Origin of the sequence: Vibrio sp. Of7-15, assembly GCF_022347565.1 — a bacterium.
Taxonomy (GTDB): Bacteria; Pseudomonadota; Gammaproteobacteria; order Enterobacterales; family Vibrionaceae; genus NORP241.
The window spans coordinates 58,996-75,291 of the sequence record NZ_JAKRGH010000027.1 but is presented as its reverse complement, the minus strand read 5'-3'; the positions used below and the strand labels follow the sequence as shown (position 1 = coordinate 75,291).

The following is a 16,296-nucleotide window of genomic DNA, read 5'->3' as shown; positions in this document are numbered from 1 at the left end:
ATAAATCCTACATGTTGAAAACCTTCTGCTCACCGTGGTTCTCGAAATCGATAAGGTGATTAGGACGACATGTTCGACTGCCTCATCTTGGCCAAGGCAATAGCCGCTAAAACAGGCCGTATATAGGGTAGTTAACCTGCGCTTTTTATCAGACTACTGACTTGCAAAACTGGGGGAGACCATATATGTGAGCAACGCTACCACGAAACTTAACCATACCACCGTAAACACGAAACCCAACGATGGAATGAAAAATGCCAAGCGTTGGGAATCACTCTTAAATGCTTGTTAAGGCACTGAACTCAAATCATCCTGTTAATTGTAACAAGCACGAGTATAATGAAAATCAAAACCAGATGCTGCGGGCTTGCAGATAGCATTATTTCAATAGTACTTAACATACGCTCTCCTCTCTAATTTGCTGAGAAGAGGTTATCCAACTGCAGTAGAAAAATAACGGACAAAAAGGCACATTTTACCTATTTTTGTAACGTCTAAATGATCTTTGTACTGAATCTAAGTTTTCTACTTCAGTTAATTCGATTAATTCAGATACAAACTTGTATCTATCATAGAGGGTCTCTGAAGGATACTTATAGTTCAAAAAACCCCAAAAGCTTTCAAGCGCACGAAACGTAGAGTAGTACTTTTTATTTGCCTTACAGTGAACCAAAATCTTTGCCGCACTGTAGAACAGCGCTTCATTTCCATCAAAGTCAGATGGTTCGAAACTAAGACCATTCTCGTGGAAATTTATCGTCATGTTGCAAAGGCTGTGTTTGCATTCTTCACTCAATTTATCAAAGCGTTTCTTCATAAAATGATATGAATCGTTCTCATACAGATCGATTAAACGGTTCAGATTCTGTTTGTCCCTTTTGGAGCTACCACTATCGCAATAACCCTCGCAAACCTTTATAAATTCATTAAGTTCATTCTCTATAGCTGAAATGAACCGTACATTATCTGCCGGAATTTGTAGTCGATTTAATGACTCAACTTTCAGTTTCATAGATACCTAACCAAGAGCGTGTGCCTTAACGCCCGCTTAACTTGCTGCCAACTGCACCAAACCCAAACAGGCCACCGTAATCACATATGCCAAACCGAACCAAAAATGCCACAGGTTGGCAGTCAGGTTTAAGCAATTGTTATGTATATAGTTGACCTAACCAATCTTTAAACCACTCTTGTAGTAATGCAACTCGCTCAAAATCTAACGTGTGGAGATCTTCCAAAGTAAAGGTGCTTGCTAAATATAAGTCCCATTGGGTTTCTACGTCAGCTAAAACTGGCATAAGCTTTTCGATTGAATCTATAGCATCAACATCAGAGTATTGAAGCCAAAACACTTCACACCAGTCAGCTATCTGCTTGTGACTAAAAATTTGATCACGGATACCTGCACCTTGTTCTAACAAAGTGATTAAGTTGTCTCTGTTGAACTCTAACTCAATAGTTTTACTATGTTTCATTGATTCTTCATTCAGATTTACAAGGTGGAAATACATAACGTCCTTTGTTGCAGCGTTTGTTATGTGGCTGCACTGCGTATGGATTTATACCGTTCAGCATGCCCATGCCCCATAATATTCGCAGCTCTAATTAAATGAGTCCAAAATTGTTTTGGTGGTATACCGTTATCTACTATTACACTATCCAACTCTTCCATTGCCATCAATAATTCGTTGTGCTCAATATAAGTAAGAAAATCTTCTTCACAATATCCATCACCAGACTCGATGATACCTTTTGGCAATAGTGCATAAGCAGCCATCAGTTCAACTTCGATTAGCTTCCATTTTTCGTACTTATCCACGAGATTCCTTCAGACACATAACGGTAACTATATGGTTGAAATCCGTATATCCAAACCATCAATTAAATGCGTACAATATAATACAGAAAACTGTGCATCACATCCCCACTGGTTCCCAATTCTTGAGGCGATTGAACTCCCCTTGGGTTAGTTCGTGGGCCTTATCCATTACGTACTGGTCGCGAAGTACCATGCACAAGTCGCGCAGCTTCATCCTCCCACTGGGGAAAATGGTTTGTTCTTCTTCGTTCAGCAAGGTTTTCGCCCATTCCAAGGGCACATTCACCAACTTGGTCGCTGTTTCTCTCGTCCATCATGGACCATGATTGTGAATCGAAGTATCAAACTGTCTCGCCTCCAACAGAATGCGGTAGACGGCGCTTTTCAGCTTGTAAGCCAAATTGTTCAGCAACAAGCTTAAATAAGTCTGTTGGGCGTTTTTTACCGCTTTTATGAAGTTGGCCACCCAAACTGAGCCCACTGTAACCAAAGACAACGGCATTTGGTACTCACGTATCATTATTAACAAACAAACCATTTGCGAAGTATGGACACCAAGTAAAAAAGCCAGCCGAGATTCAAGTTTGATGATGTATAAAGAGCTAAAGAATTAATATTGCTGTAATTTAATCAATATTACTTTTAATGCATTAATGGAGTGTTATATATGTCTTTACATCATACTTTAGTTAATATTCAGATAAAAACAGAGCAAGGAACCTCTTGGGTTAAGAGAAATGAAAAAGGTTTAAATAAAGGATTTGTAGCTTCTGAAGATAAAAGAGATGCTACAAAGTTCTACTTAATTTCTCATGATAGTATTGAAGATGCTTATTATTTTAAGATTTTTGATGATAATCTATATTTAGATCAGGGAACAAGAAGTGGTCTTTGTTTTCAAAATAGACCAAAAGCAGATATTCATAAATCAACAATTTGGGCTTGGAAAATTGAAGATCAGTACATGTGTGCTGTTGCTACTGCAGATAAACGTGGATTACAAAAAATCGCAACTAAAGATCGACAATTAAATGGGATTTTAATGTGTAATTTCTCTGAAAAAGATGCCGTCACTGTACGATGGGAAACAACAACCCCTTAATCAAATATTCACCCCCGAAAAAAACCGCCCATCAGGGCGGTTTTTTCGGTATGAATAGCTAAATAATTAGTCTGTCAACTGATTTTGAGATCATACAGGCTTGCGCCGCTCAAAAAATTCAATTTTGCCAATACTAGCACATGAATAATAGATAGGATTGTTTCTCTTATTCATCTGAGGAAAAAATCATGGCACTAATTAACCAATAGTCATGACCCTGTAAAGATTCGACCTACCATTAGCCTTTTATTCTTGTCATAGCCTATCAGATACTAAGCCGATGACCTTTCGTTTTCATCAACACCTTGTATTGTTTGTTGGATCCCTTCCAACTCAGCAAAGAAACAAAATTTGAAGATAAACGCTCTGTATCAACTAGGCTGGCCTCAACAACATGATGATGGTGTTCAAAATATCAGCGTTATCGCTTTTAAGCATAAAAAAACCGAATGTATCTGAAATACACTCGGTCTTATTATTCGCTGAAATTGTTCACACAGTCCCAACACCACGCCCCGAAGAATACTGCTACATAAAATGCTAGGTCGTGGTTATAGATTTTCTGTCAGCTTGTCTGCTGCATTTTCTAATGCTGAGTGCACAATTTTGGTGATTTCTGGATAATTATTCTCTGCATCATCCCAATCTACACCCTCTGGTAAGTGCACTTCTTCAATGATTTTTTTCTTCATGGTGATACGATTATCCGCAAGATCAACCAAAGTTACATCGGCATTAATGTAGCCTCGTGGCTTACTCAATGGAATGATGCCGTAGTAATCACGCATCGTCCCTGCTGCAATAGTTTGGATTACCATCAAATGTGTCGCATTGTAATTTTCTTTTACCGCTGAAGCATCGTAAGAGAAATAACCCTTTTTACGCTGCTCTTTAGGCAGTTCCGTTGCTTCACTTGCATCATAATACACAGGTAAAATAACCGCTTCTCCACCCTTTGCTTTAATCACTTCAGCAATACGCGATTTACCGTTTTCAAACTTCTCGTGAGATATTGTATTGATGTGGTCTTCAACGCTACTTGTTACCATTTCATTAATAGCCAGATCAAGTAAACCTTGGCCCCCAGAACGGTGAGCATACATTTCAGGTTGCTTAACAAAAGCGATAGCAATTTTTTTACTGCTAGCATCATCCCAAAAATTATCAGGCATGTTAATCGCCTGCTGAGAAGCACAGCCACTCAAAATGAGTGTACAAAACAAGCCAACCATTATTTTTAAATTTTTCATTACTACCTTCCGATTTATAAAAGCGGCGGCAAGGTAGCAACTTCATAGCCATTAGTAACCCATTCATTAGATAAATGTGACGCACAGCAAAGTATTTAATAAAGAAATGGTGTACAAAATTAGATCGATTGAATTATAGCCACCAATTGTTATCTGCAAAGCAATCAATACTATCGTACCTACTGCCAAAAGCACCTTTCGATACGTTTAACATCACTGCTATGTATTGATAATGAAACATACAGAAAGTAAATATAACTGAACTGAATATGTCACCGCTTTAATGAACGGTTGTTCCTAAGAAAGCTATCTGAAAAAACTTTGCAGACTTTCCTTGCGTACGAAAAGAATAAGCCCCTGTAATATTCTTCATCACAGGGGCTCACACACTACAACATTGATTAAAAGGATATGCACTACCAGGTAAATACCTGCGCCACTTTACTCATTTCAATAACGGAATAGATCTTCTCCACCGAATAGTAAGAGTCCCGATCTAATGGAGCAACCTTTAGGGAAAGCTCACCATTCTTTTCTTCTTGTACAACAGCAAAAATAGGCTCATCCAACTTATTTAGATAGAGATGACCACCGTCATGATTTAAGATCACATCAAGCCAGCGCCAATAGGAACCCCAGTTTCTGGCAAACCCTCTTAGCACGTTTTGTGCTAGTTCCGAAGATTGGGGTGAAAATAAACTAATGGTTCTGGTGTCAGGGTCAAGCTGGTAAACAAACTGATAGGTATAGTTTGATAAGCCGGCATTCTGTTCAGAAAGGTCCTCGCGATATTTCCTTAACTCTTCATCAGACAGAGGACTAATTTTGTATTTTTGAGTCTCACTCAAGTCACCACGGATGATTTGCTTGCAATAGGCGCTTGTTCGTATACTCCCATAGATACCCTTCATCATATCGGAACATGCCGAGTAGTAATATGGAGATGAAGTCCTAAACACAAATAAGCCAGATACCTCATCATGTGCCATTCTAACTAAAGGAAAGTGTTCAGCGTATTTTATATTTCGCTGCTTTTTTCTCGCTAATATGCTCTCATCCAGCAAATCACAGTACTGATTATCCCACTCAATAGAACGATGCTCGACTCTCACATTATTTAATACGACCCAATCTCCTTGGATTTCACCTTTACACTGGCGTATCGCGGAGAGATGATTGATTATATAACGAACTTAACCAAATCCAAATAAACCAATTAAAATCAAATATTTAATATTTAAAAATCAAAAGGATGTCGACAAAATGACTACACAAAAAACATAATTTACCACAGTGGGTCATTTTCTTTATGTAACATCATTTGTTTTTCGTTCAGTGGCCCTTCTCCGCAGATGAGATATTCGGTCTTATCTTGGTTATGAGGCACAGCTGGATATCGTTCTTTGAAGCTTTACTTTTTGTGTTCCCATAAACGTCCTTTTTAACTCACTTTATAACTGCCCGCTGAGCTGCCACTGTTCACGGCCACTTCTGCATTTTGATTAATTTCATCCACTACCGCGTTGGCCACCGCAATGGCAATGATGTTAGCTCTGGCATGTTCTCCATCGAGCACGATGCCTTGCGCTTTAAGCTCATCTTCAATTCTGTTTTTTAGCGATTCTTTACTCAGTGCCATGTTATTTCCCTGCAAATACGGTGGTTGAGCCATCCACATGAGGCTTACCTGTGAACGGACAGATACTTTCACAGGTGATCACCCCTGTACCGCCATTGAGTTTGATGGTGTCGGCGTCTTCTGTGATGTTTTGAGCTTTAATGATTCTGTCTTTAGCAATGCTGATTTGCTGCTGACCGCCCACGGTTAAGGTGTCATTTTGCTCTATGGTGTGGATTCTATCTTTGAGTACGGTCACTTGGTCGTTTAACCCAATCACCATGTCGCGCAACTGGCCAATCACTTGAACGTAATCGCCTGCGGTCACCTGGTGCATGTTGCCAAGTGAGCCTAGCGCTAAATCATCCCCCGCCATCACTTCAAAATGGCCTAAAGTTTCAATTAACTTTTGTCCGGCAATGTGCTCTTTGCTGTGCTGGCTCACGTTGATGTCATGACACCCAAACTCAGCCAAGTAGCGATCAACGTCATGCAATTCTTCAAACGCTTGGATGTGCCTGTGTTGGTCGGTGGCCTGAATGTGATTTCCAGCGGCATCGGTTTTAGTAAATACTTCGGCCCGTTGTTGGATGAGCTGCTCATCGGGTTCGACGCCAGGCAATGACCACCCTTCACCTAAAACAGTGCGAATAAACGGTTTATCACTGCGACCATACGCAAACGCAATTTCCACAATGCTGCCTTCTTTGGGCGTGGCGAACTGGCCTTGCTCCGCCCCTGCCATAGCAACAGGCAACGGCACCGCTTTGTAAATGGGAACTAAAGCATCCACTTGGCCATGCTCATCAAGCAACTGAACATCCACCGCATAACGGGGCCGGAATGGGTTGTGCTCATGCCCTGCGTCACTGCCATCGGTCACGGCTTCCACTCGGCCAAATCGTGGTAAGTGATGCCCTGCTGCCAGCTCTGGAAACAAGTAATGCATTTTGCGCTTTTCGGCCGTTTCGCCTTGTTGCCAATACAGGGTCATTTGATCTTTTTCACACTGTACTTGAGTAATGCGCTGACCGTTGACCACCACACCAGGGCGCACCGATGGCATGACGGATAAGGTCATGCTGTTGCCACCACGTTGAGTACTTGAAAACTGGTTATCTAACTCAATGGGTCGAGAGACCCAGCGACTGTGGGCAAAGCTACCCACATAAATGGTGCCGTCCGTTTGCTGATACCAACAAAAATCAGGAATATTAAACGCTCGGCCCAGATTATTCAGCAGCTGATAGCCGGTGCCTTGTGAGGTGAAATTGGGGATACGCTCAAACACATAATCGGCATCATTGGGCAATACAAAGGCCAGCCCTGTATCGAAGCTCAACTGTTCAATCACTTCGCCGACGGTCGGGTGCTGAATGCTAATAGGCCAGCGAGCGGCCAATAATCCCGCTCGCTCACGCGCCACAAAACGGGTGTAACCATTCTGGGCGGACTGCGCTTTGGTAATGAAGCCATCAAAGTAGCGTTTTAGTTCACCTTGGTAGCCCATGTGTAACTCAACCAGCTGATTTTCTTTGGCTTCTCCTTGCACCACAAAGGTGGCACGTCCTCCGGCTGACAGTTCAAGAATGAGTTGCTCTTCCGCCAACACTCGTAACTGGCCATCAATGTACAAACGCTTATCCAACTTCATGCTAATTGCCTTTCTTTTTGTCGTAATGCGGCTTCAAATCGGGTCGGTGCGGTGGACTCGGTGTCATTACTCACGGCGGCATGGGCTTTGGGCGTTACAACTGCCGTCTGCTCGGTACTGTCTTGTTGCGGTTCGTTCTCTTGCTCACGCTCTTGCTGCTCGGTTGCTTCTGAAGACGAGAGGTATTCCCGTAATTGAAAGCTGATCTTCCACGCCATCAGGTTTTCTTGCTCATCGGCGGTGATCCGCCCCATGAAACGAACCTGGCGGATGGTCATGCTTTTGGCCAACTCATTACCAATCCGGTAAATCACCCGTTTTTTATCGCGCTTTTGTCGTGATAACACCACCAAGCGTTTGAGCACATGGGGTTCTTTAAACGGAATGAGGCCCGTGACCGACAACACAATGCCTTTGTCCCCCTGCTCACTGCCATCGGTACCCGATGTTTGGCCGCTCATGTCTTCTTCTTTGAGCTCCATGGCCAGACTAATGCGAGGGGATTTCATGGGGATGATCTCAGCATCAAGGGCAATTTGGGTCATGCAAACAACTCCGATAAAAAAGTTAAGGGCTCAGTACTTAGAAACAAAGCCGCAAAGGTATAACTGTGTTCCCGGCTGGGTGGCTGTGATTGTTTGAGTAAGGTGGCCAGCACATCTGGCGTTCCTGTGGCTTCAAATGTTAATAACGGTACAGAGCTGTCTTTCAACTGGTTGATGGCACGTTGCCAGTCGTGTAACCGCTGCCCGCGTTTTTGAGCCAACTGACTGAGCTTATCGACGGGGGTTTGCCTGTCGGCGGCCAGTGATTCCAGTTGTGCCACTTGTGCTCCTTGCCAAGCCATTGCCTCACGCAATAGTGCGGAGTGAATATTGGCGTTAGGCATAAAACGAGGCTGAAAAACCGCGTGAGGCTGAGTGAATTTATCACTCTGCAGCTGCTGCTCTTTGGCTAACCGCCTCGCCACCATGCCAAGTTCAGGGATATTCACCACCTCAAACAAGGTTTGAGTGCACTTGGCAAATTGAGCCAAGGAGCTTTCAGCTATCATCCATCCGAGCGCATGACACTGGCCTATGGGTTTGTGTTTATCGTTCGTATCCAGCAGCTTATCGGCCAAGATGCTCACGGCCCTATCCGGCGACAAGTGATGGCCGGATGCCACCTGATGCCCCACTTGATACTGATACGGATGCACCGATAAAACCTGTCCTTGGCACAATAAAGTATCCAGCTGCTGACGAAGCCCCAAGTGCGCCTGGGCTGACTCACTCAACGGATGGCGATTGAAACTCACTTTGCCAGAGACAGTGTGCAATCGTGTGGTGGCGGTGGCCGTTGTGCTAGGAAGCTGATCCAATACCGACTCACAACCCGCTTGGATGGATTGCGCTGAATTTGGCCACTGAAACGAAGCCGTTTGCCAACTCATGTGGCAACCCCAGATAAAGAAGGACGGGCCCCAAAAGGAAACCCCTCGCATTGCGGGTAATCGCTCAGTAACTTTCTGTCTTTCAACAAACGAAGAAAGTCCTCTTCATTTTGGATCGGAGAGGTGCGCAGCTCTGGCGGATAGCCTTGGTCTTTTTCATATTGGTCAATGCGGTTTAGCACTTTGGTCAACTCAGTATCACGCCACAGGGTTTCGATATGAGTGCGCTCTGTGCGCTGTTCCTGCTGCTTTTCGATCTCATTTTTATCGATCAGCTCACCCTCGACTATCTTCTTGTTTGACACGTCTTCTAATGCATCAACGATAACCACAGGATCAGAAGTAATAAGAACATGGGGGAAGACTTGCTCATTCATCGCGCCATAAATGAATTTCTGATGCGCTTCTTTTTCATACTTAACCATTAAATTACCCCATAAATTGCTTGAATGCTGCCGCGAGAAAAAGCACTGATGGTCTTCCCATCACCGCTAACCGTAACGCCCATTTGGTATGACGTTGCACCGTCGGATCCCGAAGCCAAGTTAATCGTTTTTCCTAGGATATCCGCCGTCGGCAGTAAACTGGTCATGGGGTAAGACGCCCACACAAACGTGCCTATCCTGATGTAAAGAAGTCGGTATGTTGTGATGGATTCACTCAACGTCACCGTGGTTGCACTGCCTTCCCATAACTTAACGGACAACGGTTTATTACTTGGGCTGTACACTCGTTGTCGGTTGTCGCCAGGGCCGTCATACACATATCGTCCCCATAACCCATCCTGCCCCATGGCCGCTTTAGGCTGGCCATTTTCACACCACACCGCTTGATGGCCTCCGGCCATTTCGCCACCCGTCGGGTTGTTGATGTTCTTATAAGCCAGCCCATACAAGTTACCAAAGCTGGCTCCATCGTCATCAATGGTATACGCGATGCCCATCGACCAAATATGATCGATTCTGTGCGAATCAAAGATTCCATATAAACCCGAACTGCGCTTGTTGGTATTGTGCGCGACCACCTTGCCGTCACTTTGATGATAGAGATAAGTGCCCGCAATATAACCGTGCTTAACCTTTGAAAAACCATCACTGGGACGATAATTAAACCCCTCACCCGATGCGCATGAATACAGAGCGTTGCCGTTGTGCCATGTCAGATTATAAAAGGTGTCTGAGTTGGCTTCTTGAACCCTAATGGTGTCAGCCTGTTGTGCAGCGATAGCTTTATTGTTTCGACCTAAGTAATACATATCGCCTTGGGCTTTGGTGATCTTCGTGGCAGCGAGATCATAAGCCGCCTTCACCGCACTTGACGTCGCGGCCAGTGTCGTGCTGCCTGAAGAGACGGATCCAGATAATTTTGTTACCCCGTAGACGTACGTGGTGGCTACCGTGTAATTCCATTTTGAATGAGCAAGGTTGTACGCTTCTACCGCTTTGTCAAACGCGGCTTTCACGGCACTCGACGTCGCAGCAACCGTCGTGTCACCCGATGCAACAGAGCCCGACAGCATCGTGGCACCATATGAAGTGGTGGTCGCCACCGCGTAAGTCCACTTTGAGCTGGCCAAATTGTACGCGGATACCGCTTTGTCAAACGCGGCTTTCACGGCGCTTGATGTCGCGGCTACCGTGGTATCCCCCGATGCAACAGAGCCCGACAGCATAGTAGCGCCATAAGAAGTGGTGGTCGCCACCGCGTAAGTCCACTTTGAGCTGGCCAAATTGTACGCAGATACCGCTTTATCATAAGTGGTCTTAAGCGCCTTAGCCGAGGCAACCAGCACACTGGATACCGACGTAACACTGTCGGTAATGGACGCTTTATCCACTTTTTTGCTCAGCAATTCATCCGCTTCATTCTTTGGGTAATACTGCGCAAAGCCTTCCACATGACGACGGTCAATCACGTTACCCGCGCCATCAATATCGGCCACTTTCGTCACGTAATGTGGGTACCCATCGCTGTCCACGTAATTCGTGAGCGGCGTGGCACTGACTTTGAGCTCACACACCGTTTGCCATTGACTGGTCAAGTGGCCTTGCCAGCTGGCATCCAGATAAATGCCCGTCGAGGGCGTCACGTGAGATAACGTCACGTCCTGCTCTAGAGGACAACGCAGCCCACCCACATAACCGCAACCTTGATTGGCTCGATACACAGAGCCCGATTTCGTGATCTTAAAACCATCCGATAAAAACGCAGCCGGACCATATAAATCCGCATTCGCCAATCGCTCGGCTTCATCGATACCAAACAGCCGAGCCGTAAAATCAATCTGCCAGGTAGACGCATCCACCGTGATGCCCGTGGCCTGCTGCGCTCCCTCGTAACTCATTAAAATAGAGCGGGTGACAGAGTTACCATTTTGAACACCAGGAATGGATTTGAATTTGGAGACGGTTGGAATGTGTAAGATGGCGGCCAGCACGCCGCTTTGCTTATTACGCAGCCCCACCCAGTTAAATTCAAAATCCCCCACTCGGGTATCCATAATCAGGGAGTACACCACCGCGTTCGGGTTCACGAATCCGGTTTGTGTCACCTCGGCCACGTGCACGATTTGATGTGAGGGCGGTACGGTTTCATTGCGGTCTATCGGGGCGTTTGGGGTTTGGTTGGGCACCAACGCCAAGACAAATTCATTGAGTTCAACAGACGTCGCCAGCGCTTCTTGCTGTGCTTTGTAAGTTTCAAACGCTAAGGTAATGATACTTTGCGCCATGGTTACTCCTCTAAGGTCACGACGGTACATTGATGCTCCCAGTCCATCAGGGACGAGTGCATGTGCAATGGGGTGGTGCTGATCACCTGATATTCATAACGGCGACAGGTTCGCCCGTATTGCTGCAACAATTGTTCGAGCAGCGCGTAATTCTCTGACAGTTGGGAATCGCTTAAGCGAATGGTGATGATGTCCCAATCTCGGCCTGGGGTCCGTTCGTCAATTTCCACCACACCGACACCAAGGCGCTGAAAAATCCGAATGAAGCCCTTTTTTTCACCGGCGTCTCGGGCATTCAAAAAGGCGTATTTCACTCGCTTACGAAACAAACTCACGGGCTCGTCAGTGAATCGGGTCACATCTCGGTCCCACGCCAGAACATCCAAAACCGTTTCACTGCACGTCATGGGATCGAGTTGAGATAAGGGATACAACAACCAACCACGAAGGCGGGCCCAAAATCCCATGATGCCCTCTGTTAAAAAGTGCGGCTCTTTGAGCGTGTCAGCCAGAGTGCGCCCGTCCATCCACCATGGCACGGATGCGCTCCCCAGTGGCGGTGCCTTCTCCTCATGGTTCGGGTTCTCAGCCATCGTTCACCACCACCTTGGTCAATCTTGGGACATCCAGCGCACTGACAATGTCTGCATTTTCAAAACTCACGCTCAATAAATCCGTGTTTAATGGGGTGTGAATTTCTTCCGTTAATTTACTGAAAGAAAACGTTGAGGCCGGATAGGTCCGCGTCACCGATTGATAACTGTCGCTCTCCCGAAATGCCGCCCGTATGCGGTTTTCCACTTCCGTTTTCAACGCGGCTTTGCGCGCGTCACTGACATTGGGTTTGGCCCAAATGGTCACCGTGACCGTATGAAAGGTGTCTGGCAACGCCAAGCACAACACGTCATCGCCGTGGCCGTGATTGCCATCGGTCATCACATATTGATTCAGCTGCTCCAACAAATGGCTTGGGGTTGGCCCGACATCCATCAAAATATAGGCATTGGCGGTCCCTGGCCCACGCGGTGCATCGTGCAAAAAATAAATCTGATCGCTTCTGACCCCCGCCACAGACGCCAACATCGAACGATAAATCGCATCGATGTGATAACGCCCCACCACACTGAACTGATTACGAATGCGCAACGACAAGGCTTCATCGTCTTCCAAATCCGAGCCAGGTGCGGTGATCCAATCCGCTTGGTTGACAGCATGGGTAATGCCCGACACCCCCACAGGTAAAATGGCGTAATACCCCGCAGGTAAGTTATACCCGCTGCCCGCGAACTCGGCTTCACACACCACCTGCCCGCTTGGCTGGTTAGCCTCGATCAACACATCATTGATGACCACCAAACGATAAATGGTGTCTTCAATCCGGTCGGTTTCCACCACCGTGCCTTTGGGGATCACAATGGGGTTGTCAGGCACGGCCTTAAAGAACGTGATCATCCCCCGCGTTTTTGTGGCGGCTTTGCGCTCTAAATCCACATCCCAGGCTTTTAAGTCGAGGTACATGCCTTGTGCGGTGGCCGCAAACGTATTGGGCAACACATGATTGGCCAATAATGTATCAATCAACCACTGTGTGGGGGTGATCACCACCGCTTTGACCAAACGCCAAAACGGCGACATTCGGCTGTCGTTTGATACTTTACTGCCTGCGGCCACCACCTCTTTTTCCAGTTCGATGGCAATGGCTTCTTCCGTGGTGGGAATGCCTTCATTGGCAATCAATTGAGTAAAATCAATCTCAGGACGCTGATTCATTGTGGTATGTCCATCTTAATGTGTCCGTACTCCAGCGTGTTGGCAAATAGCCAAAGCTGCTCTGCTGACTGCTCGGCCACTTCGGCGGTGCCAGGCACAATACGTTTGTCGGTTTCAATCAGCATTTCAATGCGCGTTAATACATCGGCTCGCAAGGTGCGGTTACGCTCCGCCTGTAACTCTCTCAGTAGGCCACTTTCTAAGATGGCGTGTTTCACATCTTGCGCAATGCTGTTCACGTCACTGGTGTACACAGGCTGCTGGCCCGCATCAAAGTCAATGCCGCCATCGTTAACCAAGAGATCGGTGTATTTCTGACTCATGGGGTATCGAGCTCCATCCATTCTGACAATTCGCTGCGGGTAAACGGTTGCTGCTGAGTAATGTAGACGTCCCCCACGTGCTGGGTTTTGCTGTTGTCCGTGTGAGTGTTGCCCGCCATCTGACCGAGATAACCGAACACGTTAGGCGAGGTACCTTTACCACCGTTAAGGTAATTTGAGATCGGTCGGTTACGCTCGGTTCGTCGCCTTTCGTCTTCAATGGCTTGGTGACTTGGCAACACAGGTGAATCCACGTCAGAGCCAATGTGAATGCCAGGCAATAAGTTGATTTTGTCGATGAGAAAATCAATGCCATCGCCCACCACATCAAACGGTGACATGCTGGCTAAATACTCCGAGAACTGTGCCCAACCTTGTACTAAACCATCAAACAAGGACAGGCCGAGATCTTGCAGCCACAGAAACGGCGACCCCAGCATCTGCAACACGTCCAGTCCGGCATCCACGAACAGACAAATGCCATCGTATACCAGCCCAAATCCGTCCCCCACTTGCTGCCAAATGGCCCCGAAACGGGCTGGGATGTTGCCCCAAATTTGCATCGCAGCTTCTGGCCCGTCTTTGAGAAACGCCATAAAGCCTCGACCAACGTCCCAGGCAGCAAGGAAAGGGGTGATAAACCACTGCACCGCTGCCCCCAGTAATTTCCAAGCGCCTTTGCCCACCAAAACCATGCCTTGAAAGACACCCGACGCTCGGCTCATGAACCAATCCAGCTCGGAAACCACCATTTGAAAAACGGGGTTACTGGCAATGCTGTCGGTCACGTCATCCCACACCGTGCCAATATAGGCAAACCCCACTTCAAAATAGTGGCTCAGCTCGTTGACCAATACCCCCAACTGCTGGAAGACATACCAATCACTCAGTGCAGAAACCAACGCATCCCAATGGGTGATTAACGCGTACGCCGCCACCCCAACCGCCACAATGGCAGCAGGGATCCAAAAAAGCGGGTTGGCCAGCATCATGGCGGTACTTTTCAGTGCGGTAAGGCCAAACGCTTTCAAGCCACCGGACGCCGCCATCAGTGCTTTATCCACTAAGAAAGTGGAAACAGCGTAAGCTTTGTTGGCCAATGACGCCCCTTTGACGTACACCCCTTGCTTTAACAGGCTGTAGTTAAACGCCCACAATGACCATTTGGCTTTGGTGTACGCTCCGCTGACTTTCAGCACACTGGTTTTGGTCAACAACAAAGGCACTTTCAGTGCTTGCATGGCCAACTTACTGGTTCCCATGGCCAAACTGTAGGCACCGTACACCGCAGCCCCGCCAATAATGACGAGGGACGCATAGCCCAAATAACTGGTTAAAGTCGGAAACGCTTCCGTCCAGTGAGTCACGGTGGCCAGCCCATCGGCCATGGCCCCCACGACGCCATTAATGGCGGGTAAAATCAGGCCAAACGCCCCTGCACGAACAGCAAACCAACTGGCTTCAAGGCGCTCCCATTGATCTGTCATGGTCCCGGCCATGTCGCTGGCGGGTGCCACGCCTTGAACCGCATTAAACCGGGTTAAGCCCTGCTGAAATTGCGCTTTTTCTTTGATCAGGCTCATGAGCATCAAACTGCCGTCCCCCAACCCAGCATCATCCAAAAACGCACGTGCTTCTAACCCCGACATGCCACTCGTTAGCGCTTCGATTTTACCCAGCACATCCACCATGGGCAGAAGCTTACCTTCGGTATTGGTAAAGCTGATCCCCAGCTTCTCTTGCGCCCCCGCCACCCCTTCTAAGTAGTTGGTGTATTGGGTTACGGCGTCCCCTTCTGACATCTGGCCACGCAAGACACCAAACACCGCCAGTTGCTCAGAAAAATCCACCCCGAGGCTGGACGTTAATGAATGCATGCCATCCACCATGCCCTCGATTTCCGACATGCCAATGCCATACAGGTTTTTGGCTTCCGCCGTCATTCCCGCGACCACCGCCGTAAATTGGCCTTTGCCCATGGCTTCGGCGTCCGATTTGTAATTGCCGTAAACCGTTTTCATGTAGTTGCTGACGGTGTCCGCATCCGACTTCATCGCCACCGCCAAGGTGGCCGAGTTTTGCGTCACGTCCGCCAGAACGTCGCCACTCATCTCCCCCAACGCATCTAACATCAAGCCACTGTGATTCACAAATTCCGTGGCCGACTGACCGTATTTAGTGGAGAAGTCTAAAGCGGTTTTTTGCAGCGACTGTAAATCGTCATCCATCACGCCAAGGGCTTTCACTTCCCCCAACACGCGGTCCATTTCAATGGCGGGCATGAGCGCCTGTTGAATGGCAAACCCCGAAGCCACCAACCCCGCCGCGCCTCCGGCGATGCTTTCCCAGCTCTCGCGCCCAATATCGGCCGTTTGCGTGACCGTTTTTTGGATCCCTTGAAGTGGTTTGGTCGCATAGTCTTGCAGACCAATTTGCATCATTAATTTTTCAACCGAATTCACTCAGGATCAGTCCTCTGGGTTAAACGCTTTAGCGATGCCTTGTGCCACCACAAGGGCGTTGTGTTTGGAAAGCCATAAGGCGCGGGCGAGATTTTCGGTGGTGTCGGGTTCGTGTGGCAGGTAATGGGCTTT

The 16,296-nt window shown here is 47.2% G+C and carries 17 protein-coding genes; 2 read left to right on the top strand and 15 right to left on the bottom strand.

Features of this window, described 5'->3' with window-relative positions; all coding sequences use genetic code 11:
- Positions 1 to 475: 475 nt before the first annotated feature.
- The 3 genes from MHO82_RS21230 to MHO82_RS21220 form a co-directional block, all read right to left on the bottom strand.
- Complete coding sequence (locus MHO82_RS21230; RefSeq protein ID WP_239187567.1) at positions 476 to 1,012, bottom strand: hypothetical protein; 537 nt, start codon at positions 1,010 to 1,012, stop codon at positions 476 to 478.
- 139 nt (positions 1,013 to 1,151) lie between these two features.
- A complete protein-coding gene (locus tag MHO82_RS21225; protein ID WP_239187566.1) occupies positions 1,152 to 1,475 on the bottom strand; it encodes a hypothetical protein in 324 nt (107 codons plus the stop codon).
- A 59-nt stretch (positions 1,476 to 1,534) separates the two neighbouring features.
- Positions 1,535 to 1,819: a hypothetical protein gene (locus tag MHO82_RS21220; protein ID WP_239187564.1), complete on the bottom strand. Its 285-nt coding sequence runs from the start codon at positions 1,817 to 1,819 to the stop codon at positions 1,535 to 1,537.
- A gap of 154 nt (positions 1,820 to 1,973) precedes the next feature.
- Between MHO82_RS21220 and MHO82_RS21215 the strand changes: the two genes are divergently transcribed.
- The gene (locus tag MHO82_RS21215; protein ID WP_239187562.1) at positions 1,974 to 2,240 is read left to right on the top strand and encodes a hypothetical protein; all 267 of its coding nucleotides are present in this window, start codon (positions 1,974 to 1,976) and stop codon (positions 2,238 to 2,240) included.
- A 246-nt stretch (positions 2,241 to 2,486) separates the two neighbouring features.
- Complete coding sequence (locus tag MHO82_RS21210) at positions 2,487 to 2,921, top strand: hypothetical protein (protein WP_239187560.1); 435 nt, start codon at positions 2,487 to 2,489, stop codon at positions 2,919 to 2,921.
- Between the two features lie 551 nt (positions 2,922 to 3,472).
- Here MHO82_RS21210 and MHO82_RS21205 read toward each other — a convergent pair.
- The 12 genes from MHO82_RS21205 to MHO82_RS21150 all read right to left on the bottom strand — a co-directional run bounded on the left by MHO82_RS21205 (position 3,473) and on the right by MHO82_RS21150 (position 16,140).
- Positions 3,473 to 4,171: a cytidine deaminase gene (locus tag MHO82_RS21205; protein ID WP_239187558.1), complete on the bottom strand. Its 699-nt coding sequence runs from the start codon at positions 4,169 to 4,171 to the stop codon at positions 3,473 to 3,475.
- A gap of 416 nt (positions 4,172 to 4,587) precedes the next feature.
- Positions 4,588 to 5,283 (bottom strand): hypothetical protein, encoded by a 696-nt coding sequence (locus MHO82_RS21200; protein WP_239187555.1) that lies wholly within the window; start codon positions 5,281 to 5,283, stop codon positions 4,588 to 4,590.
- A 329-nt stretch (positions 5,284 to 5,612) separates the two neighbouring features.
- A complete protein-coding gene (locus MHO82_RS21195) occupies positions 5,613 to 5,810 on the bottom strand; it encodes a hypothetical protein (RefSeq protein WP_239187552.1) in 198 nt (65 codons plus the stop codon).
- Between the two features lies 1 nt (position 5,811).
- Positions 5,812 to 7,443: a hypothetical protein gene (locus MHO82_RS21190; RefSeq protein WP_239187550.1), complete on the bottom strand. Its 1,632-nt coding sequence runs from the start codon at positions 7,441 to 7,443 to the stop codon at positions 5,812 to 5,814.
- Entirely contained in the window at positions 7,440 to 7,988 is a 549-nt protein-coding gene (locus MHO82_RS21185) for a hypothetical protein (RefSeq protein WP_239187548.1), read from the bottom strand. The genes MHO82_RS21190 and MHO82_RS21185 overlap by 4 nt, the downstream gene beginning before the upstream one ends.
- Positions 7,985 to 8,878, bottom strand: a complete 894-nt coding sequence (locus MHO82_RS21180; protein ID WP_239187546.1) for a hypothetical protein — start codon at positions 8,876 to 8,878, stop codon at positions 7,985 to 7,987. Before MHO82_RS21180 ends, MHO82_RS21185 begins: the two co-directional genes overlap by 4 nt.
- On the bottom strand, positions 8,875 to 9,303 hold the full coding sequence (locus MHO82_RS21175) for a hypothetical protein (protein WP_239187544.1): 429 nt from the start codon (positions 9,301 to 9,303) through the stop codon (positions 8,875 to 8,877). Before MHO82_RS21175 ends, MHO82_RS21180 begins: the two co-directional genes overlap by 4 nt.
- Positions 9,303 to 11,609: a phage tail protein gene (locus MHO82_RS21170; RefSeq protein ID WP_239187542.1), complete on the bottom strand. Its 2,307-nt coding sequence runs from the start codon at positions 11,607 to 11,609 to the stop codon at positions 9,303 to 9,305. Before MHO82_RS21170 ends, MHO82_RS21175 begins: the two co-directional genes overlap by 1 nt.
- Positions 11,610 to 11,611: 2 nt before the next feature.
- Positions 11,612 to 12,202, bottom strand: coding sequence for a phage tail protein (locus MHO82_RS21165; protein WP_239187540.1), 591 nt, complete (start codon positions 12,200 to 12,202; stop codon positions 11,612 to 11,614).
- Positions 12,195 to 13,379, bottom strand: coding sequence for a baseplate J/gp47 family protein (locus MHO82_RS21160; RefSeq protein ID WP_239187538.1), 1,185 nt, complete (start codon positions 13,377 to 13,379; stop codon positions 12,195 to 12,197). The genes MHO82_RS21165 and MHO82_RS21160 overlap by 8 nt, the downstream gene beginning before the upstream one ends.
- Positions 13,376 to 13,702, bottom strand: coding sequence for a DUF2590 family protein (locus tag MHO82_RS21155; RefSeq protein WP_239187536.1), 327 nt, complete (start codon positions 13,700 to 13,702; stop codon positions 13,376 to 13,378). Before MHO82_RS21155 ends, MHO82_RS21160 begins: the two co-directional genes overlap by 4 nt.
- Positions 13,699 to 16,140 carry a phage tail tape measure protein gene (locus MHO82_RS21150; RefSeq protein WP_275440714.1) on the bottom strand — a complete coding sequence of 814 codons (2,442 nt, stop codon included), beginning with the start codon at positions 16,138 to 16,140 and terminating at the stop codon, positions 13,699 to 13,701. The genes MHO82_RS21155 and MHO82_RS21150 overlap by 4 nt, the downstream gene beginning before the upstream one ends.
- Positions 16,141 to 16,296 lie beyond the last annotated feature (156 nt).

Excerpts from the sequence above, each read along its gene's own strand:
- MHO82_RS21230 (WP_239187567.1), bottom strand. The coding sequence starts at position 1,012 with ATGAAACTGAAAGTTGAGTCATTAAATCGACTACAAATTCCGGCAGAT.
- MHO82_RS21225 (WP_239187566.1), bottom strand. The coding sequence starts at position 1,475 with ATGAAACATAGTAAAACTATTGAGTTAGAGTTCAACAGAGACAACTTA.
- MHO82_RS21210 (WP_239187560.1), top strand. The coding sequence starts at position 2,487 with ATGTCTTTACATCATACTTTAGTTAATATTCAGATAAAAACAGAGCAA.
- MHO82_RS21205 (WP_239187558.1), bottom strand. The coding sequence starts at position 4,171 with ATGAAAAATTTAAAAATAATGGTTGGCTTGTTTTGTACACTCATTTTG.
- MHO82_RS21195 (WP_239187552.1), bottom strand. The coding sequence starts at position 5,810 with ATGGCACTGAGTAAAGAATCGCTAAAAAACAGAATTGAAGATGAGCTT.
- MHO82_RS21190 (WP_239187550.1), bottom strand. The coding sequence starts at position 7,443 with ATGAAGTTGGATAAGCGTTTGTACATTGATGGCCAGTTACGAGTGTTG.
- MHO82_RS21185 (WP_239187548.1), bottom strand. The coding sequence starts at position 7,988 with ATGACCCAAATTGCCCTTGATGCTGAGATCATCCCCATGAAATCCCCT.
- MHO82_RS21180 (WP_239187546.1), bottom strand. The coding sequence starts at position 8,878 with ATGAGTTGGCAAACGGCTTCGTTTCAGTGGCCAAATTCAGCGCAATCC.
- MHO82_RS21175 (WP_239187544.1), bottom strand. The coding sequence starts at position 9,303 with ATGGTTAAGTATGAAAAAGAAGCGCATCAGAAATTCATTTATGGCGCG.
- MHO82_RS21170 (WP_239187542.1), bottom strand. The coding sequence starts at position 11,609 with ATGGCGCAAAGTATCATTACCTTAGCGTTTGAAACTTACAAAGCACAG.
- MHO82_RS21165 (WP_239187540.1), bottom strand. The coding sequence starts at position 12,202 with ATGGCTGAGAACCCGAACCATGAGGAGAAGGCACCGCCACTGGGGAGC.
- MHO82_RS21160 (WP_239187538.1), bottom strand. The coding sequence starts at position 13,379 with ATGAATCAGCGTCCTGAGATTGATTTTACTCAATTGATTGCCAATGAA.
- MHO82_RS21155 (WP_239187536.1), bottom strand. The coding sequence starts at position 13,702 with ATGAGTCAGAAATACACCGATCTCTTGGTTAACGATGGCGGCATTGAC.
- MHO82_RS21150 (WP_275440714.1), bottom strand. The coding sequence starts at position 16,140 with ATGCAAATTGGTCTGCAAGACTATGCGACCAAACCACTTCAAGGGATC.